The organism is Pseudomonas sp. H1_D04, assembly GCF_054683855.1.
On the sequence record NZ_CP162826.1, the window covers coordinates 73100 to 97200 of the forward strand.

Annotated in this window: 22 protein-coding genes and 2 pseudogenes; 10 read left to right on the top strand and 14 right to left on the bottom strand. The window is 60.1% G+C overall.

The features are described from left to right. Nucleotides 1-65: 65 nt before the first annotated feature. The 3 genes and pseudogenes from hemB to AB4N82_RS00360 form a co-directional block, all read right to left on the bottom strand. Entirely contained in the window at nt 66-1040 is a 975-nt protein-coding gene (gene hemB / locus AB4N82_RS00350; RefSeq protein WP_095186450.1) for a porphobilinogen synthase, read from the bottom strand. 116 nt (nt 1041-1156) lie between these two features. Beyond that, entirely contained in the window at nt 1157-1999 is an 843-nt protein-coding gene (locus AB4N82_RS00355; protein WP_122765005.1) for a PhzF family phenazine biosynthesis protein, read from the bottom strand. A 3-nt stretch (nt 2000-2002) separates the two neighbouring features. Beyond that, a pseudogene (locus AB4N82_RS00360) lies at nt 2003-2701 on the bottom strand (glutathione S-transferase N-terminal domain-containing protein). A gap of 256 nt (nt 2702-2957) precedes the next feature. Between AB4N82_RS00360 and AB4N82_RS00365 the strand changes: the two are divergent. Together AB4N82_RS00365 and AB4N82_RS00370 are read left to right on the top strand one after the other, a co-directional pair. Further along, on the top strand, nt 2958-3659 hold the full coding sequence (locus tag AB4N82_RS00365; RefSeq protein ID WP_032886668.1) for a hypothetical protein: 702 nt from the start codon (nt 2958-2960) through the stop codon (nt 3657-3659). 44 nt (nt 3660-3703) lie between these two features. After that, nucleotides 3704-4759, top strand: a complete 1056-nt coding sequence (locus tag AB4N82_RS00370) for a permease (protein WP_032886670.1) — start codon at nt 3704-3706, stop codon at nt 4757-4759. Here the strand turns inward: AB4N82_RS00370 and mnmH are convergent. The 4 genes from mnmH to AB4N82_RS00390 form a co-directional block, all read right to left on the bottom strand. Further along, complete coding sequence (gene mnmH, locus AB4N82_RS00375) at nt 4749-5882, bottom strand: tRNA 2-selenouridine(34) synthase MnmH (RefSeq protein WP_122765006.1); 1134 nt, start codon at nt 5880-5882, stop codon at nt 4749-4751. The two genes, AB4N82_RS00370 and mnmH, sit on opposite strands and share 11 nt — an antisense overlap. Further along, nucleotides 5882-6916: a selenide, water dikinase SelD gene (gene selD / locus AB4N82_RS00380; protein ID WP_095186453.1), complete on the bottom strand. Its 1035-nt coding sequence runs from the start codon at nt 6914-6916 to the stop codon at nt 5882-5884. The genes mnmH and selD overlap by 1 nt, the downstream gene beginning before the upstream one ends. Before the next feature lie 94 nt (nt 6917-7010). Continuing rightward, nucleotides 7011-7760, bottom strand: a complete 750-nt coding sequence (locus tag AB4N82_RS00385; RefSeq protein WP_032886672.1) for a TerC family protein — start codon at nt 7758-7760, stop codon at nt 7011-7013. 28 nt (nt 7761-7788) lie between these two features. Continuing rightward, nucleotides 7789-8040, bottom strand: coding sequence for a hypothetical protein (locus AB4N82_RS00390; protein ID WP_032886673.1), 252 nt, complete (start codon nt 8038-8040; stop codon nt 7789-7791). 134 nt (nt 8041-8174) lie between these two features. Here AB4N82_RS00390 and nhaR point away from each other — a divergent pair, with 134 nt between their 5' ends. Next, nucleotides 8175-9077 (top strand): transcriptional activator NhaR, encoded by a 903-nt coding sequence (nhaR, locus tag AB4N82_RS00395; RefSeq protein ID WP_122765007.1) that lies wholly within the window; start codon nt 8175-8177, stop codon nt 9075-9077. A gap of 4 nt (nt 9078-9081) precedes the next feature. Here the strand turns inward: nhaR and AB4N82_RS00400 are convergent, their stop codons facing one another. Beyond that, nucleotides 9082-10239 (bottom strand): MFS transporter, encoded by a 1158-nt coding sequence (locus AB4N82_RS00400; RefSeq protein WP_032886677.1) that lies wholly within the window; start codon nt 10237-10239, stop codon nt 9082-9084. Nucleotides 10240-10480: 241 nt separating this feature from the next. Between AB4N82_RS00400 and sstT the strand changes: the two genes are divergently transcribed. Continuing rightward, nucleotides 10481-11701, top strand: coding sequence for a serine/threonine transporter SstT (gene sstT / locus AB4N82_RS00405; RefSeq protein ID WP_032886678.1), 1221 nt, complete (start codon nt 10481-10483; stop codon nt 11699-11701). Between the two features lie 63 nt (nt 11702-11764). On the opposite strand, the gene AB4N82_RS00410 is transcribed toward sstT, so the two are convergent. Further along, nucleotides 11765-12274: a DUF1993 domain-containing protein gene (locus AB4N82_RS00410; protein WP_032886679.1), complete on the bottom strand. Its 510-nt coding sequence runs from the start codon at nt 12272-12274 to the stop codon at nt 11765-11767. 117 nt (nt 12275-12391) lie between these two features. Between AB4N82_RS00410 and AB4N82_RS00415 the strand changes: the two genes are divergently transcribed. Further along, on the top strand, nt 12392-13039 hold the full coding sequence (locus tag AB4N82_RS00415; protein ID WP_122765008.1) for a YceH family protein: 648 nt from the start codon (nt 12392-12394) through the stop codon (nt 13037-13039). 1041 nt (nt 13040-14080) lie between these two features. Here the strand turns inward: AB4N82_RS00415 and AB4N82_RS00420 are convergent. After that, nucleotides 14081-14899, bottom strand: coding sequence for a shikimate 5-dehydrogenase (locus AB4N82_RS00420; RefSeq protein WP_095186455.1), 819 nt, complete (start codon nt 14897-14899; stop codon nt 14081-14083). 156 nt (nt 14900-15055) lie between these two features. On the opposite strand from AB4N82_RS00420, the gene AB4N82_RS00425 reads away from it, so the two are divergent. From AB4N82_RS00425 to AB4N82_RS00435, 3 genes are all read left to right on the top strand, one after another. Continuing rightward, entirely contained in the window at nt 15056-15409 is a 354-nt protein-coding gene (locus AB4N82_RS00425) for a hypothetical protein (protein WP_032886686.1), read from the top strand. A gap of 233 nt (nt 15410-15642) precedes the next feature. Then, on the top strand, nt 15643-15837 hold the full coding sequence (locus AB4N82_RS00430; protein ID WP_032886687.1) for a hypothetical protein: 195 nt from the start codon (nt 15643-15645) through the stop codon (nt 15835-15837). Nucleotides 15838-15929: 92 nt separating this feature from the next. Next, nucleotides 15930-16112, top strand: a complete 183-nt coding sequence (locus AB4N82_RS00435) for a hypothetical protein (RefSeq protein WP_032886689.1) — start codon at nt 15930-15932, stop codon at nt 16110-16112. A 3-nt stretch (nt 16113-16115) separates the two neighbouring features. Here AB4N82_RS00435 and AB4N82_RS00440 read toward each other — a convergent pair whose 3' ends face one another. Next, nucleotides 16116-17183: an AI-2E family transporter gene (locus tag AB4N82_RS00440; RefSeq protein WP_032886690.1), complete on the bottom strand. Its 1068-nt coding sequence runs from the start codon at nt 17181-17183 to the stop codon at nt 16116-16118. A gap of 160 nt (nt 17184-17343) precedes the next feature. Here AB4N82_RS00440 and trhP point away from each other — a divergent pair, with 160 nt between their 5' ends. Further along, entirely contained in the window at nt 17344-18657 is a 1314-nt protein-coding gene (gene trhP / locus AB4N82_RS00445; protein WP_122765009.1) for a prephenate-dependent tRNA uridine(34) hydroxylase TrhP, read from the top strand. On the opposite strand, the gene AB4N82_RS00450 is transcribed toward trhP, so the two are convergent. From AB4N82_RS00450 to AB4N82_RS00460, 3 genes and pseudogenes are all read right to left on the bottom strand, one after another. Beyond that, nucleotides 18654-19475 (bottom strand): methyl-accepting chemotaxis protein, encoded by an 822-nt coding sequence (locus tag AB4N82_RS00450; protein ID WP_371260722.1) that lies wholly within the window; start codon nt 19473-19475, stop codon nt 18654-18656. The genes trhP and AB4N82_RS00450 overlap by 4 nt on opposite strands. Nucleotides 19476-19511: 36 nt before the next feature. Further along, nucleotides 19512-20333: pseudogene (locus tag AB4N82_RS00455) on the bottom strand (cache domain-containing protein); the annotation flags it as partial. A 61-nt stretch (nt 20334-20394) separates the two neighbouring features. Continuing rightward, entirely contained in the window at nt 20395-21714 is a 1320-nt protein-coding gene (locus tag AB4N82_RS00460) for a Na+/H+ antiporter family protein (RefSeq protein ID WP_163034952.1), read from the bottom strand. A 239-nt stretch (nt 21715-21953) separates the two neighbouring features. Here AB4N82_RS00460 and AB4N82_RS00465 point away from each other — a divergent pair, with 239 nt between their 5' ends. Further along, nucleotides 21954-24101, top strand: a complete 2148-nt coding sequence (locus AB4N82_RS00465) for a methyl-accepting chemotaxis protein (protein WP_032886695.1) — start codon at nt 21954-21956, stop codon at nt 24099-24101.

Here is a 24101-nt window from a genome sequence, read left to right on the forward strand (position 1 = left end):
GCCCAACGCGAGCAAGTTCGCTCGCCACATCAAGAGGTTGCTTCGCACAGTGTTAAACGCCGCCCTCAGATCCCAGCCAACGCCAAGTCCATCGCAAAGTAAGTAAAGATCAAATCCGCACCCGCGCGCTTGATCGAACCCAACGTCTCACGCACCACCCGATCCTCATCGATCGCACCCGCCTGGGCACCAAACTTGATCATCGCGTACTCACCGCTCACCTGGTAAGCCGCCACCGGCAGACGTGAGGCTTCGCGGATGTCGCGGATGATGTCGAGGTAGGCACCGGCCGGTTTGACCATCAGAGCGTCAGCGCCTTCCTGTTCGTCGAGCAGCGATTCGCGCACGGCTTCGCGGCGGTTCATGGGGTTCATCTGGTAGCTCTTTCGGTCGCCTTTGAGGGCGCTGCCGCCGGCTTCGCGGAATGGGCCGTAGAGGGCCGAGGCGAATTTGGTGGAGTAGGCCATGATCGGGATATGGATGAAACCGGCGTCATCCAGCGCGCGGCGGATGGCCTGGACCTGGCCGTCCATGGCGGCCGACGGGGCGATCACGTCGGCGCCGGCGCGGGCGGCGGCTACGGCTTGTTTGCCGAGATTGACCAGGGTCGCGTCATTATCGACATGGGCGCCGTGCATCACGCCGCAGTGGCCGTGGTCGGTGTATTCGCAGAAGCAGGTGTCGGACATTACGATCATTTCCGGCACGGCGTCCTTGATGATCGAGGACATGCGCGAGACCAGACCACGTTCTTTCCAGGTATCGCTGCCGTTGGCGTCCAGGTGGTGAGACACGCCAAAGGTCATCACCGACTTGATACCGGCACGGGCATAGCGCTCGATCTCGGCAGCGAGCTTTTTCTCAGGGATGCGCTGCACACCCGGCATGCTGGTGATCGGTACGAAGTCGTCGATTTCTTCTTCAACGAAAATCGGCAGCACCAGGTCGTTGAGGGTGAACTCGGTTTCCTGGAACAAACCACGCAGCTCCGGAGAGCGGCGCAGGCGGCGTGGGCGGGCTTGGGGGAACTGGCTGGTCATGGTTTTCCTGACATAAAGGCTAAAACTTTGGGGCGAAAGCTTATGCCCCCAGGCCCCGGCAGCACAAATACCAAGGGGCCAACAGTGTATTGCGACGCTCGTAATAATGTATTGATCTAGAGCTGTAGACGCCCTTCGATGCACACCGCAACAGCGCCGCCGATCCAGATTTCATCGCCCTGGCGTTCGACGCTTATACGCCCCGCGCGCCCCATGGCTGTGCCTTGACTGACCACGTAGCGCTCCGGCGCCAGGCCTTCACCCAGCAACCATTGGGCAACGCCTGCATTCAGGCTGCCCGTGGCCGGATCCTCCGGCGCGCCGTCGCCTGCGACAAAGCCACGCACTTCAAATTGGGTATCCACGTCGTCTTGTTCAGGGTTACAGGGGGCAATCACGCCTACGGCCAGCCCTTTCAGCTTTGAATAATCCGGCTGCAAAGCCAGGACTTGATCACGATCCGCCAACATCACGGCGAGCCACCCCGCCCCATTGTCGACCCACTGGCTGCGTAGGATGCAGCCCGGCTCCAGGCCCAACCCTAGGCGAATACGCTCCAGCAGGTCTTCCTCCAGCGGCCCCGAACGCAACAACGGCGGCGCGATAAACGCCAGTTCATCACCTTGACGACGGATTCGCACCAGGCCGATTTCACACTCCTGGATGATCTCTTCGCCTTTGGGCACCCCGCCCGCCGTCAACCACGCGTGGCAACTGCCCAACGTCGGATGCCCGGCAAACGGCAGCTCATGCACAGTGGTGAAAATTCTCACTCGGTAGTCAGCACGAGGATCGCGCGGTGTGAGTAAAAACGTGGTTTCACTGAGGTTGGTCCATTTAGCGAAGTCCGCCATCTGTTGATCGCTGAGGCTGTCGGCCCCCAAAACCACCGCCAGCGGGTTGCCCTTGAGCGACACGCGGCTGAACACATCCAGTTGTTTGAAATCGAAAGTCGGCATGCTTCAGCTCGGAATATTAAGGCCACGGATCACTGCCGGGCGGGCAACAAAACCATCCAGCGCGCGCAGTACGTTAGGGAAGTCGGCGATGCCTACGATATCGCCCTATTCATAAAAGCCGATCAGATTGCGAATCCATGGGAAGGTAGCAATGTCGGCGATGCTGTAGTCATCGCCCATGATCCAGGTGCGACCGAGCAGGCGTTTTTCCAGGACTTCGAGCAGGCGGCGGGATTCGGCGGCGTAGCGGTCGCGGGGTCGCTTGTCTTCGTAGGCCTTGCCGGCGAATTTGTTGAAAAAACCCAACTGGCCGAACATCGGGCCGATGCCGCCCATCTGGAACATCAGCCATTGAATCGTTTCATAGCGTGTCGCAGGATCTTCGGAGAGCAACTGGCTGGTTTTTTCTGCCAGGTAAATCAATATCGCGCCGGATTCAAACAGCGCCAACGGCTGGCCAGCCGGGCCGTCGGGGTCGATGATCGCGGGGATTTTGTTATTGGGGTTCAGGGACAGGAACTCGGGGGACAACTGGTCCTGGGTCTCGAAACTGACCTTGTGCGCCTCGTAAGGCAGGCCCAGTTCTTCGAGCATGATCGAGACTTTTACCCCGTTGGGCGTGGGCAACGAGTACAGTTGCAAGCGCTCGGGGTGCTGGGCAGGCCATTTGCTATTGATTGGGAATGCGGCAAGTGGGTTCATCAGGAAATCCCTGGCTAGGCAGAAAGTCCCCATGATAGACATCTCCCCGGTGTCCTGCATGGGTCATCAATGCGCAACATTAGCGGGCTATTATCCCGCGCAGGCGAACCAATACGCCTGCCGGCACTCATAAGTGCGCTTAAACGGTGAATGGAGGCGCCTCGCTATAACGACACGGAATACCGCAGGACGCCACCGGCGTCATTGGGGCCAGGCTTGTCCGCCTTAACGTGACGCACGAAGACTCGAACCTATAATGAAGATCAAGCCTCTGCGCCTTGTGCAACGACTCAAACACTATTCGTATGTCATGTTGCCGCTGCTGCTGGTCAGCGGCGCCATGGTTGCAGCCCTCGATGCCCGTGAAAGCCGCGCCCAACCGGTGGACGGTGTGCAAACCCTGGTGTTCCTGCGCCACGGCGAAAAACCCGCCGGCGGACTCGGCCAGCTCAATTGCCAGGGCCTGAACCGCGCGATGAACCTGGCCACCCTGCTGCCGGAAAAATTCGGCAAGGCCAACTTTGTGTTTGCTGCCAACCCGACGCGCAATGTCGAGGAAGGTGAGCTGGACAATTCCTACAGCTACATCCGCCCACTGATGACCATCAGCCCCAGCGCCATCAAGTTGGGCCTGCCGGTGAATATCAAATTCTCGGCGAATGACACCAGCGACCTCGCCGATGAGCTGGTCGAAGACAAATACCACAACGCCACCATCTACACCGCCTGGTCCCACGGTTACCTGCCGGAGTTGATCAATAAGGTGGCGAGTGAAGCGTCCGGCGAAAAACACACAATTACCGACGATTGGTCGGGCAGTGACTACGACACGCTGTATGTACTGACGCTGACCTGGCACAACGGCAAGGCCTCGCTGCTGAGCCGCAACTACAAGCAGGGCTTGAACGACGGCGATGAAACCTGCCCGGAACCGACACAGGTGAGTGCCGATAGCTGACAGCGTATGATGCGTCGCTATTGACTCACCGGCGGATCATCAGCATGTCTAAACTCTCCTCCACCCAGCCCGTACGGGGCTGGTCGTTCTGGTGGAAACCAGCGCTGTTCCTCTTGGTGGCCTGCATAGGCCTCTATTACGTGAAGTGGTCGCCCTACTACTTCAAGGCATTTGTAGCGGCCGACAATCACAGCATCGGCGCCTCGATTCTCAACGATCAACAAAGCTCGCCCCTGGCGGCAGCGCTGGCCTATGCCCAGGTGTATTTCCTGGCGATCTGGAAAGCCGCGGTGCTGGCGGTGATCCTGGGCTCGCTGCTGCAAGTGCTGATCCCCCGTGACTGGCTGCTGCGCCTGTTCGGCCGCGCCGGCCTCGGTTCGACCGTGCGCGGCGGGTTATTCGCCTTGCCGGGGATGATGTGCAGTTGCTGCGCGGCGCCGGTGGCGGCGGGCATGCGGCGCCAGCAGGTGTCGGTGGGCGCGGCGCTCGCTTTCTGGATTGCTAACCCGGTGCTCAATCCTGCCACCCTGGTGTTCATGGGCTTTGTGCTCGGCTGGGGATTTACCGCGTTGCGGTTGGTGGCGGGAATTGTGCTGGTGGTGGGCGTGTCGTTGGTGGCGCAGCGCATTGCTCGCCCGGACCAGATGCCTGAAGCGGCGTTGGACGCTGTCGCCGACGTCAGCACCATCGAGGCGCAACCTTTCCTGAGCCGCTGGTTGCGCACCCTGTGGCAGCTGTTCTGGAACACAATCCCCATCTACATCCTGGCGGTGCTGATCCTGGGTGCTGCGCGGGTATGGCTGTTCCCCCATGTGGACGGCGCCATGGCCAACAGCCTGGTATGGCTGGTGCCGCTGGCGATTGTCGGCACGTTGTTTGTGATTCCTACAGCGGCTGAAATCCCCATCGTACAAACCATGATGGCCCTGGGCATGGGCACCGGCCCGGCCGTGGCCTTGCTGATGACCCTGCCGAGCGTAAGCCTCCCGTCGCTGTTGATGCTGCGTAAGGATTTCGATGCGCGGGTGCTGGTGACGGTGGCCGGGTTGACCATGCTGGTGGGAGTGGTGTGTGGGCTGATCGGGGCGGTCATTCTTTAGTTATGTGGTTAGGCTGATGGCGGTTGCGCGAGCGAGCCCCACGCTCGCGCAAGTATTCCACCACCGCTGCCTGCTCCCCGGCAAACTCGATCCGTGCACCTTTCTTCTCACGTTGAAACGCGTACATAGGGTCGTAGTACTCACGCAACCCCACGATCCAACCCCGATGCAAGTCCACACTACCGCTGCGGGCCTGTTCAGCCAGGGCCGCTTGCATCAGCGCGTGCAAACGCTGATAGCGCTCGCCCCCCAGACGCTTGTGGATATTGGCCAGGCTCTGGGTCAGCCGCTCGGCAAACCGCTCGAAACCCGCTTCGCCAAACGCTACGGCGAACTGCGCACACAGATCGGTCACGTACTCGCGTAATACCCGCTCTACACGGTTTTCCAGGCTTTCTTCCAGCCACACCATTGGATACACCTGCATGCCCCGGTGCAGGTTCAGCGGCAAGGCGCAGCTGCCGATCATGCGGCTTTCGTCCTCAAGCACAAACTGTTCGATGCCACGTGCGCGTTTTTTCAGAACGTCCACTGCCAGGCGGTTTTCGAAGTCGATGTTGGACGGCTGGCCGGTGGCGCGCTTGCCGAAGCTGGAACCACGGTGATTGGCGTGGCCTTCCAGGTCCAGGCCATTGTTCAACTGATTGATGACCTCGGTCTTTCCGCTGCCGGTCAGGCCGCCCAACAGCACGAAATCACACTGTTCGACCGCTTGCTCCACGGTCTCCAACAGAAACGTGCGCATGGCCTTGTAGCCACCGCCGATCCGCGGATAGTCGATACCCGACTCGTCCTTGAGCACCTGTTTCACCAATTGCGAACGCAGGCCGCCACGAAAGCAATACAGGTAACCGTCCGGGTTGGCCTGGGCAAACTCGGTCCAACGTGCCAGGCGCTCTTCAAGCACCTTGCCGCTGACCAACTGGTGCCCAAGGACGATTGCCGCCTGCTGGCCTTGCTGCTTATAGCAAGTGCCGACGCGCTGGCGCTCGTCATCGTTCATCAGCGGCAGGTTGACCACGCCGGGGAACGCGCCCTTGATGAACTCCACCGGCGCGCGGGTATCCATCATCGGCCGGTCGTTGAGGAAAATGTCGCGGTAATCGGTGATGTCAGTTGCCATCAAAACACCTCTACCGCGTTGGTCTGTCGCTCAACCAGTGCGCCGATCGGCTCCAGGCTCAGGCCCAGTTCCTTCGCCACCGCGTGGAACTCGGCATCACCTTCGAGGGTGACGGCGATCAACAGCCCGCCACTGGTCTGCGGGTCGCATAGCACGCGTTTGTGCAACTCCTGCACGCGCCCGATTTTACTGGCGTAGCTGTCAAAGTTGCGCAAGGTGCCGCCGGGTACGCAACCCTGGTCCAGGTAGTACTCGACCCCGGGCAGGCGTGGGACTTTTTCATATTCGATGCGTGCAGTCAGGCCACTGCCGTCAGCCATTTCCACCAGATGGCCCAACAGGCCAAAACCGGTGACGTCGGTCATGGCTGTCACGCCGGCCAGCTTGCCGAAACGGCTACCGGGCTTGTTGAGGGTGCACATCCAGTCGCGGGCCAGGCCGATGTCAGCCTCGCGCAGCTTGCCCTTCTTTTCGGCAGTGGTGAGGATGCCGATGCCTAAGGGCTTGGTCAGGTACAGCTGGCAGCCAGCAGTGGCGGTGTCGTTGCGCTTCATATGGCGCTTTTGCACGATGCCGGTCACGGCCAGGCCGAAGATCGGCTCCGGCGCGTCGATGGAGTGGCCGCCTGCCAGGGGGATACCGGCGGCGTCGCACACCGAACGGCCACCGCGAATCACTTCCCGGGCAATCTCCGGCGCCAGCACGTTAACCGGCCAGCCGAGAATGGCGATGGCCATCAACGGGTCGCCGCCCATGGCGTAGATGTCGCTAATAGCATTGGTGGCGGCTATGCGGCCGAAGTCGAAGGGATCATCGACAATCGGCATGAAAAAGTCCGTGGTGGAGACCACACCGCGCTCGTCGTCGATGGCATACACCGCCGCATCGTCCCGCGAGGCATTGCCGACCCACAGGTTGGGGTCGAGGTTCTGTGCGCCGCTGCCGGCAAGGATAACTTCCAATACCTGGGGCGAGATCTTGCAACCGCAACCCGCGCCGTGACTGTACTGGGTAAGGCGAATCGGCTGGTTCATGGTGGACCTCAAAGTAACAAGTGGGGGGAGTCTACCAGACAGCAAAAAGCCGGCTGGGCGCTTGCGAGCACAGCCGGCTTTCAGGTTTCAGCGATTACTGGCGGGCAGCGAGCAAACGCTTGTGACGGTTGCGTCGTGCGATGTTCAAGCATTCGATGGCCGCCGAGAAGGCCATGGCTGCGTACACGTAGCCTTTAGGCACATGGGCGCCGAAGCCTTCGGCGATCAGCGTCATGCCGATCATGATCAGGAAGCCCAGGGCCAGCATCACCACGGTCGGGTTGTCGTTGATGAATTTGGCCAACGGCTCAGCCGCCACCAGCATCACGATCACCGAGGTCACCACGGCAATGATCATGATCGGCAAGTGCTCGGTCATGCCCACGGCGGTAATGATGCTGTCGATGGAGAACACCAGGTCGAGCAGCAGGATCTGCCCGATCGCCGCGGCGAAGCCAATGGCCACGGTGTTGCCAACCGACGCTTTCTCTTCAGGTTCCGGGTCCATGCTGTGATGGATCTCGGTGGTGGCCTTCCACACCAGGAACAGACCACCGGCGATCAGGATCATGTCCTTCCACGAAAACGCCTGGCCGAGTACTTCGAACACCGGTGCCGTCAACTGCACGATAAACGCGATAGTGCTCAACAGGCCCAGGCGCAATATCAGCGCCATGCTGATACCGATGCGCCGTGCCTTGGCCCGGTGCTGCTCGGGTAATTTGTTGGTGAGGATCGAAATAAAGATCAGGTTATCGATGCCCAGCACGATTTCCATGACGATCAGGGTGGCCAGTGCAACCCAGGCGGTGGGGCTGGCGGCCAGTTGTAAAAGGTAATCCATAGGTCAGTCCTGAGGTTGTGCCGGGAAATTAAGCTTCTTTACTGTTCGAGTCAGACTCGTTTTCTTCCTGATCGTCCTTTTTTTGCGGACTGATAAGGCCTTGTGTCGCTTCACTCAATGCCTGCTCGGCAGCCTTGTGGGTGTCATCGATGGCTTGCTTGGCCGACTCGGTAGCCTTGCCCAAGACCTGCTGCGCACTTTTCTCGACCTGATCGCAACCACTGATCATTACCAAGGTAAGCGCAAGCAACGATGCCGCGCCCAGGGAATTGAGCTTCATCATGTATTCCTCGTTAGAACCATTGGGTCCAAATAGTGGCCCCGCGATAGCGAGGCATTCTATGCACGCGAACACTTCAGTAAAATTCGTATTTTTCTAGCATATACTTCGTTTTTTACGAAGTGATGGCTGCCATGCTCAATTACCGACAATTGCACTACTTCTGGGTCGTGGCCAAAACAGGCAGCATTGTGCGCGCCTGTGAGCAACTGAACCTCACGCCCCAGACCATCAGCGGGCAGATCAGCCTGCTGGAGCAAACCTTCGGTCTCGCGCTGTTTCAACGAGTCGGCCGCCAGTTGGAGCTGACCGAAGCCGGGCGCCAGGCTCTGCCCTATGCCGAGCACATGTTCCAGACCGGCAATGAATTGGAAGCAATGCTGCGCGCGCAACCCGATCAACAGCAGATTGTGTTCCGAGTCGGTGTGGCGGATGTGGTGCCCAAGTCCATCGTCTACCGTCTGATCGCGCCGACCATGGAGCTGAGCGAGCCGCTGCGCATCACCTGCCGCGAAGACAAACTCGAACGCCTGTTGGCCGACCTGGCGATCCAGCGCCTGGACCTGGTGATCTCCGACAGCCCGATGCCGTCGCACCTCGACATAAAGGGCTACAGCCAGAAATTGGGGGAATGTGGCATCAGCTTTTTTGCCACTCAGGCATTGGCCGACCAACATGGCGGCGATTTCCCACAGTGCTTGCACGGCGCGCCGCTATTGATTCCAGGCGCGGAGACGGTAGTGCGCAGCCGCTTGCAACGCTGGTTCGCCGAGCAGCAGATCCAGCCGAAGATCATCGGCGAGTTCGATGACAGCGCCCTGATGCAGGCGTTTGGCCAATCCGGCAGCGGGATTTTTATCGCTCCCAGCGTGATCGCCGAGGAGGTGGTGCGCCAGTACGGCGTGGCGCTGATCGGTCAGACCGATGCGGTCACCGAGTCGTTCTACGCGATCTCGGTGGAACGCAAGGTCAAGCACCCCGGCATCGTGGCGATTACCGAAGGGGCAAGGCGCGAGCTGTTCACCGCCCTGCCCTGAAGACTCAGGCCCCGGACGCGACCGGCTGTTTGGCGGTCATCAGCCACAGCGCCAGCAGGATCGACACCAGGATAAACCCGGACGCCGCAAAGCCCAGACTGCCCAGGCCAAAGGTGTCGATGACGTGCCCGCCGACCAACGCCCCCAAGCCAATCCCCAGGTTGGCCCCGGCAATGTTGAGCGACGCGGCGAACGCCGGCGCATGGGGCGCGGCCTTCATCAGTCGTACATGGCTGACCAGGAACATCGCCGCTTGGGTCACACCCCACACCGCCATCGCTGCCGCCAGGCCGACGGTGGAGTGAATCGCCGGCACCAATGCAACCATGCCGGCGATCATGAAACCGCAGAACACCATGGACGCGATCAACGGGTGGCGATCCACAGCGCGGCCGCCCAAAGAGTTGCCAATCAGCCCGACAGCACCAAAGCCCATCAGGCACCAGCCCACCAGTGTCCCGTCGAAACCGGCCAGGCGTTCAAGGATGTCCGCCAGGTAGGTATAAGCCGTGAACATGCCGCTGAACACCAGGATCGACAGCAGGATATGCCCCTGCATCAAGGGGTTGCGCAGGATCTTGAACTGCGAGCGCAGTGTCACTTCGTCGTTTTTCGGTTTCGTCACTGGCAAGTAGATAAACAGCAGCAAAGCCTTGGCCAACGCCACCACAGCCAGGATGGCGAACGCGGTACGCCAGCCGAACATATCGGAAATCAGCGTGCCCACCGGGATGCCAAATACCGTGGCGCAGACAATGCCGAAGCCGATCTTTTCAATGGCACGCCCGGCGTATTCCGGGCCGACGATGTCCACCGCCGTTTCGCTGGCCAAGGCCCAGAACACCGGCAAGCCCAGGGCCGGAATCAGACGCGCCACGGCCATTACCCAGATATTCGGCGCCAGCGCGGCCACGGTGTTGGCTGCCGCGAACATGATCAGGATGGTGATAAACAGGCGCTTGCGCGGGAAACGAGCGCAGTACGCCGTTAGGAACGGCCCGAACGCCGCTACGGTAAACGCGAACAGCGTCACCAGCAGCCCTGCCTGGGACACGCTGACATTCAGGTCCCGGGCAATCGACGGCAACAGGCCGACGATGATGAATTCTGTGGTCAGCACGGTAAAGCCGGCGGCCGACAGCAGCAGGATGGGAAACAGCATGAAAACTCCAGAAACAACGACATCAACGACAGCCCGGAGGGCCCGCTGACGGATAGGAAAGTTGAGAGGGGGAGAATCTTAACAGAGTATGTCCGGAGTTGAACAAGGCTCGCCGCCGTGGGTGACGGAATGCCGCACTAAACGGGACATGTCCTACAGCATGCTAGACTCGCCGCCTGCTTCCTACAGCGCTTTCGCCTGCAATGCTGCGCCCTACTAAAAAAACTAGAGACAACTGTTTATGACTCCTGCCCCTTCCCTCCTCCAACGGCTGACACGCGTCAGCCTGGTCACGCAAATCGTCATCGGTTTGATCGCCGGCATTCTGCTGGCATTGCTGTTGCCTGAAGCCGCCAGAGCCACCGGATTTATCGGCAAAGTGTTTGTCGCCGCGCTCAAGGCAGTCGCGCCGATATTGGTGTTTGTGCTGGTGATGGCCTCGATAGCCAACCATAAACACGGCCAGGAAACCCATATCAAACCGATTCTGTTCCTGTATTTGCTGGGCACATTCGCCGCCGCCGTGGTGGCGGTGATTGCAAGCATGTGGTTTCCCTCGCCGTTGGTGCTCGTCACCCATGACGCCGCCGTCAGCGCTCCCGGCGGTATCGACGAGGTGCTGCAAAGCCTGCTGCTCAGCGTCGTGGACAACCCGATCAGCGCGCTGATGAACGCCAACTTCATCGGCATCCTGGCCTGGGCGATCGGCATGGGCATAGCCATTCGCCATGCGGGCGAAACCACCCGCACCGTGCTCGACGACCTCTCCAACGGCGTGACCCTGATCGTGCGCGTAGTTATCCGCTTCGCCCCCCTGGGTATTTTCGGCCTGGTCGCCTCGACCCTTGCCACTTCCGGTTTCGGCGCCCTGCTCGGCTACGCGCACCTGCTGCTGGTGTTGATCGGCTGCATGCTGTTCGTGGCCTTGGTGGTCAACCCGGCTATCGTGTTCTGGAAGCTGCGCCGCAACCCCTATCCGCTGGTGTTGATGTGCCTGCGCGAGAGCGGTATCACCGCGTTCTTTACCCGCAGCTCCGCAGCGAACATTCCGGTAAACCTGGCGTTGAGCAAACGTCTGGGCTTGCATGAAGACACCTATTCAGTGTCGATCCCGCTGGGTGCCACCATCAACATGGCCGGCGCCGCGATCACCATCACCGTGCTGACCCTGGCCGCCGTACATACCCTGGGCATCAATGTCGACCTGCCGACCGCCGTGCTGCTTAGCGTGGTCGCGGCCGTGTGTGCGTGTGGCGCATCAGGCGTGGCCGGGGGTTCGCTGTTGCTGATCCCGCTGGCGTGCAGCCTGTTCGGTATTCCGAGTGAAATCGCCATGCAGGTGGTGGCCGTCGGCTTCATCATCGGTGTGCTGCAGGATTCGGCGGAAACTGCGCTCAACTCCTCCACCGATGTGCTGTTCACCGCCGCTGCGTGCCTGGGCAAGGAAGAGCAACCGGCTTAACGTTCGCGCACAAAAAAACCGGGGCGATTCCAGAGGGAACTGCCCCGGTTTTTTTATGGAAGCTTAGAACGCGCCCATGTAGTCACGCTTGCCCACTTCAACGCCGTTATGGCGCAGCAAGGCGTAAGCGGTGGTGACGTGGAAGAAGAACTGCGGCAGGCCGTAGGTCAGCAGGTAGGACTGGCCGCTGAAGCGCTTCTCTTTCGGGGTGCCTGGGCGGGTGATGATCTCGATACCTTCTTTGCCGTCGACTTGCTCAGGCTTGATGGTGTCGACAAACGCCAGGACCTTGGCGATCAGCGCTTGCAGGTCGGCGAAGGTCACTTCGCTGTCTTCGTATTTAGGCACTTCGATCTCGGCCAGGCGCGCAGAAACGCCTTTGGCGAAGTCGACGGCGATCTGCACCTGGCGCACCAGTGCGAACATGTCCGGGAACAGACGCGCTTGCAACAGAGCGTTGGGTTCGATGTTCTTGGCAGTAGCGTGGGCTTCGGCCTTGTTCAGCACATCGCTGAGGGCGTTAAGCATTTGCTTGAAGACTGGGATGGAGGCGGCGTACAGGGAAATAGTCATGACAGTCTCATCGGTAATGGCAGGGTTGGAACCAGCGGCGATTATAGCCATGCCCGGCGCTTGTCTTTTATTTTTTCAGGATTACGCTAGTGGCCTTCACTGCATAGGGAACGCGCGATGACCGCCGAGCACGACACCGACACCCCTGAGCCGCGCCTGAACAGCACGGAAATCCGCATTCTGGGCTGCCTGATCGAAAAACAGGCAACCAACCCGGAGACCTACCCCCTGACCCTCAACGCCCTGGTGCTGGCCTGCAATCAGAAGACCAGCCGTGAACCAGTGACAAACCTCAGCCAGGGCCAGGTCGGGCAAAGCCTGCGCGTACTGGAAGGCCAAGGCTTTACCCGCCTGGTGATGGGCAGCCGCGCAGACCGTTGGGAACACCGCGTGGACAAGGCACTGGAGTTGGTACCGGCGCAGGTGATCCTGATCGGGCTGCTGTTTTTACGTGGCCCGCAGACCGTCAATGAACTACTGACCCGCAGCGGACGCATGCATGATTTCGAAGATGCCGAGCAGGTGGTGCACCAACTGGAACGCCTGATTGCACGCGGGTTGGCGCTGCTGGTGCCGCGTCAGTCGGGGCAGCGGGAAGATCGGTATACCCATGCGCTTGGGGATCCGGCGGATATCGAGGTAATCATCGCGGCGCGAGGGAATCCTGTGGAGCGCGGGGCTGGAGTGTCTGTGGAGCGTATTGAAGAGCTGGAAGCGCGGATCGCAGCGCTGGAAGAGCGCCTCGCACAGCTGGAACAGGCATAACTCGGTAAAAACTGTGGGAGGGGGCGGTTCAGTTGGATCAGATTTGACTGACACACTGCTATCGGGAGCAAGCCCCCTCCCACAGTTGAGTGGATTCCAGTCCGGCAATGTGTTGATCGTGAATGCGTAAAGTTAAAGCTAAGTAACTGCACCCCTGAAGATCAACATGTGAAAGGGGGCTTGCTCCCGATGGCGGAGCTTCAGTCGGAACAGCTTGTACTGACTCAGCACTATCGGGAGCAAGCCCCCTCCCACAGTTGAGTGGATTCCAGTCCGGCAATGTGTTGATCGTGAATGCGTAAAGTTAAAGCTAAGTAACTGCACCCCTGAAGATCAACATGTGAAAGGGGGCTTGCTCCCGATGGCGGTGCTTCAGTCGGAACAGCTTGTACTGACTCAGCACTATCGGGAGCAAGCCCCCTCCCACAGTTGAGTGGATTCCAGTCCGGCAATGTGTTGATCGTGAATGCGTAAAGTTAAAGCTAAGTAACTGACCCCCTGGAGATCAACATGTGAAAGGGGGCTTGCTCCCGATGGCGGTGGCTCAGTCGGAACAGCTTGTACTAACTCAGCGCTATCGGGAGCAAGCCCCCTCCCACAGTTGAGTGGATTCCAGTCCGGCAATGTGTTGATCGTGAATGCGTAAAGATAAAGCTAAGTAACTGCCTCCCTGAAGATCAACATGTGGGAGGGGGCTTGCTCCCGATGGCGGTGGCTCAGTTGGAACAGCTTGTACTGACTGAGCGCTATCGGGAGCAAGCCCCCTCCCACAGTTGAGTGGATTCCAGTCCGGCAATATGTTGACCGTGAATGCGTAGAGATAAAGCTAAGTAACTGCCCCCCTGGAGATTAATATGTGGGAGGGGGCTTGCTCCCGATGGCGGTAGTTCAGTCGGAACAGCTTGTACTGACTCAGCGCTATCGGGAGCAAGCCCCCTCCCACAGTTGAGTGGATTCCAGTCCGGCAATGTGTTGATCGTGAATGCGTAAAGTTACAGCTAAGTAACTGCTCCCCCTCCCACAGTTGATTACCAGCGATCTTCAGCTCCGGGCAAAAGCCACAGCTTTTTCGAACTGTTCCGGGGTCGGCCGCACGCCCGTGTAGAGCACAAACTGCTCCAGCGCCTGGATTGCAATCACTTCCAGCCCAGTAATGACGCGCTTACCTTGAGCCCGTCCACGCACGATCAACGGCGTTTCGGCGGGAATCGCCACCACGTCGAACACAGTCTCGGCGTTATCAACCGCATCCGCTTCAAACGCCAACGCATCTGCCTCGGCGCCGCCGGTCATGCCAATCGGTGTCACGTTGACCAGCATCTGCGGGCACAGGTCGCCCAGTTCAGCCAGCCACTCATACCCCAGGCTCTGCGCCAGCGCCTTGCCCGCTGCTTCATTGCGCGCCACGATTACGCCATTGGCATAACCGCCGTCACGCAAGGCGCTGGCCACGGCCTTGGCCATACCGCCGCTGCCGCGCAGGGCGAACGTGGAGTCTTTGGGCACATCGTGCTTTTTCAGCAATTGCTCGATGGCGATGTAATCCGTGTTGTAAGCCTTCAGATGCCCGCCGGTATTGACGATGGTGTTGAGGGAGGCGATGGCTTGAACCGAATCGTCGAGTTCGTCCACCAAGGCAATAGCGGCCTCCTTGAACGGCATCGACACCCCGCAACCACGAATGCCCAACGCCCGGATACCGCCTATCGCTCCCGATAAATCTTGGCTGCTGAACGCCTTATAGTAGAAATTCAGACCCAACTGTTCGTACAGGTGGTTATGAAAACGCAGGCCAAAATTCCCGGGGCGGGCCGACAATGACATGCACAGCTGGGTGTCCTTGTTGGGGTGCATCTGCATGGATAACTCCTTTGAGTAAGCAAATCGGTACAGACCTTACACAACCTTTACCTAGCGGCCGTGCTGTTTTTCAGAAATACGTTGTCTTAAAAGTATCCCCGCGACATTACTTGAGTCTATTGACTGCAGACCACAAGCGCAGGGGCCAACCGAGGAATGACCATGATTCGTAAACTCCCCAAGATCGCCTTGCTGGTAGGTGCACTCGCTATGGCCGGCCAAGCCTCCGCCCACGGTGGTGGATGGGGTGGCCCGGCCGTCTTGGGTGCACTGGTCGGCGCCGCCGTGGTGGGCTCCGTGGTTGCCAGCCAACCCCGTGAGGTCTATGTGCAGCAGCCGGTGTACGTGCAACCGCAGCCGGTGTATGCCGCGCCGCCACCGGTCTACTACGCACCGCCTCCACCTGTGTACGTGCAGCAAGAGGTGTATTACCGCCCGGCCCCCGTCTATTACGGCCCACCGCGTGGTTATTACGGCCCTCCCCACGGCTACTACCGTCACGGCTGGTAAGCCCTTATCTTCATGTTCGAAACAGGCCTCGCCCAACAAGCGAGGCCTTTTTTGTACACAACGACCGGATTTATCGTGCCAAGGTCGCTCTGAGGACAATGGCCAAGCGACAATCGCGCACTATTCAGTTCGAAAGTCTACTTGCCCGACCGGGGCTCACGCTGTCATGTTTGTGTCACGACACACTCCCACTATCGATGCAGTCCACCCAATAACAACAAGGACGACAGACCATGCCCACACAAAACCCGCACCGCACCGCTGGCCTCTGTACGTCCAGCAAGGTTTACAGCGCCCTCACGGAACTCAAGCACCTGGAAGGCCACCGCACTGCAAAATTCCTGGCGTTGCTGGCGGAAAACCTCGTGCGCAAAGGTCTGCTCAATGAGCAGGAAGTGGTGAGCATGCTCGATCAGGTAGTCGACTGACGTCTCTTGTTGATGTCGACTATTGAGCCAGGTGATTTTTCTTAAGCCGCCAGGCCCCTTAAGGTGACCCCCATAGCGATTGGAGGCCCCTTATGCCAACTGTTCAAATCATGTCTGTCATCGGCAGCGCCGTCCCCGCCCCTCTTCGGGAGCTGGGTTTGCTTGCCTGCTGGTACCTGGTACGCGACGGCGAAACCATCAGCGGACCACTCACGTCCCTGTCCGCCGCCGAAAAACAACTGCAAAACGCCTCGAATTTCCGGCTCCACGCCTGAGACTTATGGCAATGGCAGCTTGACCCGAGGCTTACTTTCGACAAACAGCGCCCAACTGGACATGAACAGCGCCGCCACCAGCGGCCCGATCACAAACCCGTTGAGGCCAAACACCGATAAGCCGCCCAGCGTCGAGATCAGGATCAGGTAGTCCGGCATCCTGGTGTCTTTGCCCACCAGGATCGGGCGCAGCACGTTGTCCACCAGCCCAATCACAAACACGCCAAACAAGCTCAACACGATGCCCTGCCAGATCGAACCGCTCAGCAGGAAGTAGGCGGCCACAGGCCCCCACACAATCCCCGCGCCCACCGCTGGCAGCAACGACAGAAACGCCATCAATACCGCCCAGAGCAACGCACTGGGAATGTCCAGGAACCAGAAAATCAAACCACCCAGTGCCCCTTGAGTCACGGCCACCAACACGTTGCCCTTGACCGTGGCACGCACCACCCGATTGAACTTCAGCTGCAACCGGCGCTTCTGCGGCTCGGCCAGCGGCACTGCCGTGCGCACTTTGCGCACCAGTTCCGGACCGTCGCGCAGCAGGAAAAACAGCAGATACAGCATGATGAAAAAACTCACCAGAAAATCAAACGTTCCCTGCCCAAAGCTGAACGCCTGAGACGCGAAGAACTGGCTGCCCTGCATCGCGCTCTTAACGATATTCTCACGCAGCCCCTCAAGGTTACCCATGCCAAAGCGGTCCAGCAGGTGCTGGAAGTAAGGCGGCAGGAAGTGCTTGAACTGCTCGATATAACCGGCCACGTCGAGCTTGCCACTCTCGATGTTTTTGTAGAGCGTCGCGCCCTCTTGCACGAGCAAGGCGCTGGTGATGATCACCGGCAGGATCGCGATCACCAGGCACACCATCAAGGTACTCAGGGATGTAAGGTTGCGGTTCCAGCCGAACCGCTGCTGCAGGCGGCGCTGCATGGGGGCAAAGATGATGCCGAGGATCACGGCCCAAAACACCGCACCGTAGAACGGCAGCAATATCCAGATAAAGGCGATGGTCACCAGGACCAGCAGCAGCAACAGGGTTTTGAATTGCAGGTTGGTTTGATTCATGTTCGATCCATGTCAAAAAAGCAGGGCGCGCGTATGCGTCCCGGTGCTTAGTCCCCCGCAACTCCTGGGAGTGCCATCTTTGTTGAGGTAAGCGTAGACCCAGATCAATAAAGCCTTGCGCCGCTTCAACTACCCTCGCGCCTTTTTGCGACCCAAGCCCATGCCTCCTATCATCGCCCCCGAACTGCTCGCCCCCGCCGGCACCCTGAAAAACATGCGCTACGCCTTCGCCTACGGCGCCGATGCGGTGTACGCCGGCCAGCCGCGCTACAGCCTGCGCGTGCGCAACAACGAATTCGACCACGCCAACCTCGCCCTCGGCATTGAAGAGGCTCATGCACAGGGCAAGCGCTTTTACGTGGTGGTCAACATCGCGCCGCACAACGCCAAACTCAAAACCTTCCTCAAGGACTTGGCCCCGGTCATCGCCATGGGCCCGGACGCACTGATCATGTCTGACCCTGGCCTGATCATGCTGGTACGTCGGCATTTTCCGATGATGCCGATTCACTTGTCAGTGCAGGCCAATACGGTGAACTGGGCCAGCGTGGAGTTCTGGCAGCAGCAAGGGATTTGCCGAGTGATCCTGTCGCGGGAATTGTCACTGGAAGAGATCGAAGAAATCCGCCAGCAGGTGCCGGCCATGGAGCTGGAGGTGTTTGTGCACGGTGCCCTGTGCATGGCCTATTCCGGGCGCTGTCTGCTCTCGGGCTACATGAACAAGCGCGACGCCAATCAAGGCAGTTGCACCAATGCCTGTCGTTGGAAATACCAGGCCACACCGGCGGTGGAGAACGCCATGGGGGATATCGTCCAGGAGTATCAGCCGACCCTCGGGATTGGCGCACCGACTGATCAGGTGTTCCTGTTGCTGGAGGCCAACCGTCCCGATGAGCAAATGCCCGCCTTCGAAGACGAACACGGCACCTACATCATGAACGCCAAGGACCTGCGCGCGGTGCAGCACGTAGAACGCCTGACTCACATGGGTGTGCATTCGCTGAAAATCGAAGGCCGCACCAAGTCCCACTTCTACTGCGCACGCACCACCCAGGTGTATCGCCAGGCCATTGATGATGCAGTGGCCGGTCGCGCGTTTGATCGCGGCTTGATGATTAATCTGGAGTCCTTGGCCCAACGCGGCTACACCGAGGGTTTTCTGCGCCGCCATGTGCACGATGAATACCAGAACTACCAGAACGGCAGCTCAGTGTCCGAGCGCCAGCAGTTTGTGGGCGAGTTGACCGGCGAGCGCCGGGGCGACCTGGCCGAGGTCAAGGTTAAAAACCGCTTTGCCGTGGGTAATCACCTGGAGCTGATGACCCCCGCCGGCAATTTCCACTTTGACCTGGTCGACTTGCGCAACGCCAAGGGCGAAGCCATCGAGGTCGCGCCGGGGGACGGACACACAGTGTATGTGCCGCTCCCGGCCCAGATGGACTTGCGCTTCGGCTTGCTGATGCGCGACGTTTAAATCCGGAACTGCCCGACCAATTGCCCCAAACGATGCCCCAGATCCGCCAGGCTGCGAGAGGTCTGGGCGCCCAATTGGGTTTCGTCTGCCACGCTGTCCACCGCCACGGCAATCTGGTGCACGCTGCGGTTGATCTCTTCGGCCACAGCGGTCTGTTCTTCGGCGGCGCTGGCGATTTGTGCGTTCATTGAATTAATGGTGCCGATCAACTGGGCCATGGTGTCCAGGGATGCGCCAGCCTGATTGGCCTGGGCCGAAGTGCCGTCACCGGCATCGCTGGAGCGGCGCATCGCGTCCACGGCGGCGACCGTGCCTTTTTGCAGGCGGTCAATCATGCCCTGGATTTCCTGGGTGCTGGTCTGGGTGCGACTGGCGAGGGCACGTACTTCGTCGGCGACCACCGCAAAACCACGGCCGGCCTCCCCTGCCCGCGCGGCTTCAATCGCCGCGTTCAGGGCCAACAGGTTGGTCTGCTCGGCAATCGAACGGATTACGCTCAATACGCTGACAATCGACGCCACATCCTGCTGCAGGCTGTCGAGGGATACGCCGCTGCTGCGGATATCGCTCACCAGTGCATGGATCTGCGCGATGCTGCCGTCCACCACCCGCTTGGCGGCCTGGCCTTCGGCGTCGGTCTGTTGCGCCGCCACGGAGGCGCCCTGGGCACTGCGCGCCACTTCTTGCGCAGCCGAGGACATCTGGTTGATCGCGGTGGCCACCTGGTCGGTCTCGTGGCGCTGGCGTTCCATGGCCTGCTCCGAGCGCTGGGCCTGGTCGGACACCTGGCTCACCAGCCCGGTCAGTTGCGCGGTCATTTCAGTGATCTGGCGCACCAGGCCGTGGATCTTGTCGACAAACCGGTTGAACGCGCCGGCCAGCTCGCCCAACTCATCCTGGCTGGTGATGGCCAGGCGGCGGGTCAAGTCGCCTTCACCGGCCGCGATGTCATCAAGGTTGGCTTTCATCAGGTGCAGCGGACGCAGGATGGTATTGGCCAGCAGCATGCCCACGGCGGCAATCACCAACAGCACCACCGCGGCCACGCCAAGGATGCTCAGCAACACGCCTTCCATGCGCTTTTCTACCTTGGCCTCGACCACTGCCACCTGGGCTTCGATGCCGTCCAGGTTCACCGAGGTACCGATGACCATGTCCCACTTGGGCAGGTATTCGGTGTAGCCGAGCTTGGGCACCAGTTCGGTCTGGCCGGGTTGGGTGGAGCTGTATTGCAGGTAGTGGCTGCCGTCCTTACCGACCTTGACCAAGTCGCGGTTGACGTAGACGCCGTTGGGGTCACGGTTGTCCTTGAAACTCTTGCCCACGCCGTCGGGGCTGTTGCCCTTGAACAGGCGGATGGTCTCGGAGTCGTAGCCGAAGAAGTAACCGTCCTTGCCGTAGCGGGTGTTGGACAGCAGCTTGACCACCTCGGCGCGCGCCGCTGTGTCGCCAGGTGCGGCAGCGTCGTAAAGCGGCTTGATGGTGGTCATGGCCACTTCTACATAACTTTGCAGAGTGGCCTTGGCGTCGTTGAGCAGGCGCTGGCGGGTTTCATCCACCTCGTTGCGCGCCTGCCCCTGGAGGATCCATACGGTGGTCAGGCTGATCACCACGGCAAACAGCAGCACCGGCGCGATCGCGAGGGACAGTACTTTGGCCTTCAAATTCAGACGCATGGCTTTTCTCTCTTATTAGGCGACTTGAGAGGTTATCGACCAACGTCAATGAATCTGTAGATCAGAGCGTCATCGCCGCAAACCAGCCAAATGCCAGCAACGGGATGTTGTAGTGCAGGAACGTCGGCACCACGGTGTCCCAGATATGGTGATGCTGGCCGTCGATATTCAGGCCGGAGGTCGGGCCGAGTGTCGAGTCCGACGCCGGTGAACCGGCGTCGCCCAGCGCACCCGCCGTACCGACGATGCACACGATGGCCATCGGGCTGAAGCCCAACTGCACACACAGCGGCACAAAAATCGCGGCAAGGATCGGCACCGTGGAAAACGACGAGCCGATGCCCATGGTCACCAACAGGCCCACCAGCAACATCAACAACGCACCGACCCCACGGCTGTGGCCGATGAACGCCGCCGAGGTCTCCACCAGCGAGCGCACGTCGCCGGTGGCCTTGAGCACCTCGGCAAAGCCTGAGGACGCAATCATGATGAAGCCGATCATAGCCATCATCTTCATGCCTTCGGTGAACAGGTCGTCGGTGTCGCGCCAGCGCACAATCCCCGACACCGAGAAGATGAGGAAGCCGGCCAAAGCGCCGATGATCATCGAGTCCAGCCACAGTTGAATGATGAACGCCGAGGCAATCGCCACGCCGGCCACCATCAGGGTCAGCGGGTTGTACTGAACGGCCACTTGCTCGACCCGCTCGATTTTTTCCAGGTCATACACACGTTTTTTGCGGTAGCTGATAAACACCGCCACCAACAGGCCAACCACCATGCCCAGGGCGGGCAGGCTCATGGCGTGGGTCACGTTGACCTGACTGATGTCCACCCCACTGTTGGCCACATTGGCCAGCAGGATCTGGTTAAGGAAGATGTTGCCGAAGCCCACCGGCAGGAACATGTAGGGGGTGATCAGGCCGAAGGTCATCACGCAGGCAACAAGGCGGCGATCCAGTTGCAGCTTGGTCAGCACGTACAACAGTGGCGGCACCAGCAGCGGGATAAACGCAATGTGGATCGGCAGGATGTTCTGCGATGCAATCGCCACTATCCACAGCAGGCCGATCAACAGCCATTTGACGTGGCTGCCGCCGCTGGCTTCCTGGCGGTCGACCAGCAACAGCGCCTTGTCCGCCAGGGCGTGGGCCAGGCCTGACTTGGCAATCGCCACCGCGAAAGCGCCGAGCAATGCGTAGGACAACGCCACGGTCGCGCCGCCGCCCAAACCGCCGTTGAAGGCTTTGAGCGTGGCTTCGATGCCCAGGCCACCGGTCAACCCGCCCACCAGGGCGCCGACAATGATGGCGATGACCACATGCACGCGGGACAGGCTGAGCACCAGCATGGTGCCGACCGCGGCGATGACTGCGTTAATCATGGTTACCTCAAGCAGAAACATAAAAAACAGGCATGCCCGCGCCCAGGTGGCCATTGGCTGGCGACCCGCGTGCAGGCTTTAAGGAGGTCTTATTAGAGGGCGCGCACTTTGCAGCAGGTAGGGCTACATGTCAAAAAACGACACCGATTTCAGATTTAAATTGATTGTTTGAATAAAGAAGCCTTCACAGCGGCCGATAAACTGACTCTATGTGCTTTCAGGTTAAGGATGTCCCGATGTCGCTCAGGCAGCTCTCCATTCAATGGAAAATCACCCTGCTCGCCGGTCTTTGCCTGCTAGGGATCGTGACCCTACTGGTGGGTTTGTCGCTGTATCGCATGGCGCAAAGCTCGGAGCAGGTCCAGGCGTCCAGCATGCAGATGCTCAACACCTCCGCCCAGGCACGCATCGAAGCCCAGGGCGAAGCGCAGGCGCTGGGTATTCGTCGACAGTTCATGGATGCCTACCAATACGGCCACGGTTTTTCCCGTCAGGTCCTGTTCCTGCGCGAACAGGCCGAAAAGCGCTTCCTCGATGCCTTCGACACCCGCGAAGACCTGACCCGCCAGGTCAAGGCCGCGCTGCAGGCCAACCCGGACTTGCTGGGTTTGTCCCTGGTGTTTGAAGCCAACGCGCTGGACGGCAAGGACGAGTTGTTCGCCGATCAGGCGGAGCTAGGCAGTAACAACAAGGGCCGCTTCGCCCTGTACTGGTCTCAGCCGACTCCGGGCACACTCACCTCGATGGCGCTGCCTGAAAGCGACATGGCCGACACCAGCATTGGCCCCAGTGGTGAACCGGCAAACGCCTGGTTCACGTGCCCACGCACCACCCTCAAGCCATGCGTGATCGAACCCTACTTTTATATGATCAACGGCCAGAACGTGCTGATGACCAGCATCGTGTTCCCGCTGATGGTCAACGGCAAAGTCATCGCGTCGCTGTCGGTGGACATCAACCTCAACAGCCTCCAGGCCGTGAGCCAACAGGCCAGCAAAAAACTGTACGACGGCCAGACCCAGGTGAGCATCCTCAGCTCCACCGGTTTGCTCGCCGGCTACAGTGCGGATGCCACTCAATTAAGCAAACGCCTGGATCAAGTCGACACCGTCAGCGGCCCTAAAGTGCTCAGTGCATTGGCCAGCGGCCCACAGATCCGCAGCCTGCGCACCGACCTTCAGCTCAAGGTGCTGGCGCCGTTCGCGCCGATCCCCGACGGCAAACTGTGGGGCGTATTGCTGGATGTGCCGGAAAAAGTCCTGGTCGGCCCAGCCGAAGCACTGAAGGCGCAATTGGATGCCGACAACGCGCGTGGCACGTTGCTGGAACTGGGCCTGGGCCTGCTGGCCGCGGTGATCGGCCTGATACTGGTATGGCTGATGGCCCGCAGCGTGACGCGGCCGATCCTCGGCGTGGCACACATGCTCGAAGACATCGCCAGCGGCGAAGGCGACCTGACACGTCGCCTGGCCTACGACAAGAAGGATGAATTGGGGCAGCTCGCGGGCTGGTTCAACCGTTTCCTCGACAAGCTGCAGCCGATCATTGCCGAAGTGAAACGCTCGGTGCAGGACGCTCGTGGCACCGCCGACCAATCCGCCGCGATTGCCACGCAGACCAGCGCCGGCATGGAACAGCAGTACCGCCAGGTCGACCAGGTGGCTACCGCCTCCCACGAAATGAGTGCTACCGCCCAGGACGTCGCACGCAGCGCGGCCCAGGCCGCGCAAGCCGCACGCGATGCCGACCAGGCCACCCGCGACGGCCTGACCGTGATCGACCAAACCACCACCAACATCGGCCACCTGGCGGCGGATATGAGCACGGCCATGGCCCAGGTCGAAGGCCTGGCCGCCAATAGCGAGAAAATCGGCTCGGTACTTGAAGTGATTCGCGGCATTGCCGAGCAGACCAACCTGCTGGCGCTCAACGCAGCCATCGAAGCCGCCCGCGCCGGTGAGGCCGGTCGTGGCTTTGCGGTGGTGGCGGATGAAGTGCGCAACCTTGCGCGGCGCACCCAGGAATCGGTGGAAGAAACCCGCCTGGTGATTGAGCAACTGCAAAGCGGCACCGAGGATGTAGTCGGTTCCATGGGCAACAGTTATCGCCAGGCGCAGGGCAGTGTCGAACAGGTCGGCCAAGCCGTGACGGCCCTGCGCCAGATTGGCGATGCGGTCACAGTGATCAGCGACATGAACCTGCAGATCGCCAGCGCCGCCGAAGAGCAAAGCGCGGTGGCCGAGGAGATCAACAACAACGTGGCAACCATTCGCGATGTGACCGAGTCGTTGTCGGAACAAGCCAATGAATCGGCGCGGGTGAGCCAGGCGTTGAACAGCCTGGCGAATCAGCAGCAGGGGTTGATGGACCAGTTCCGCGTCTGA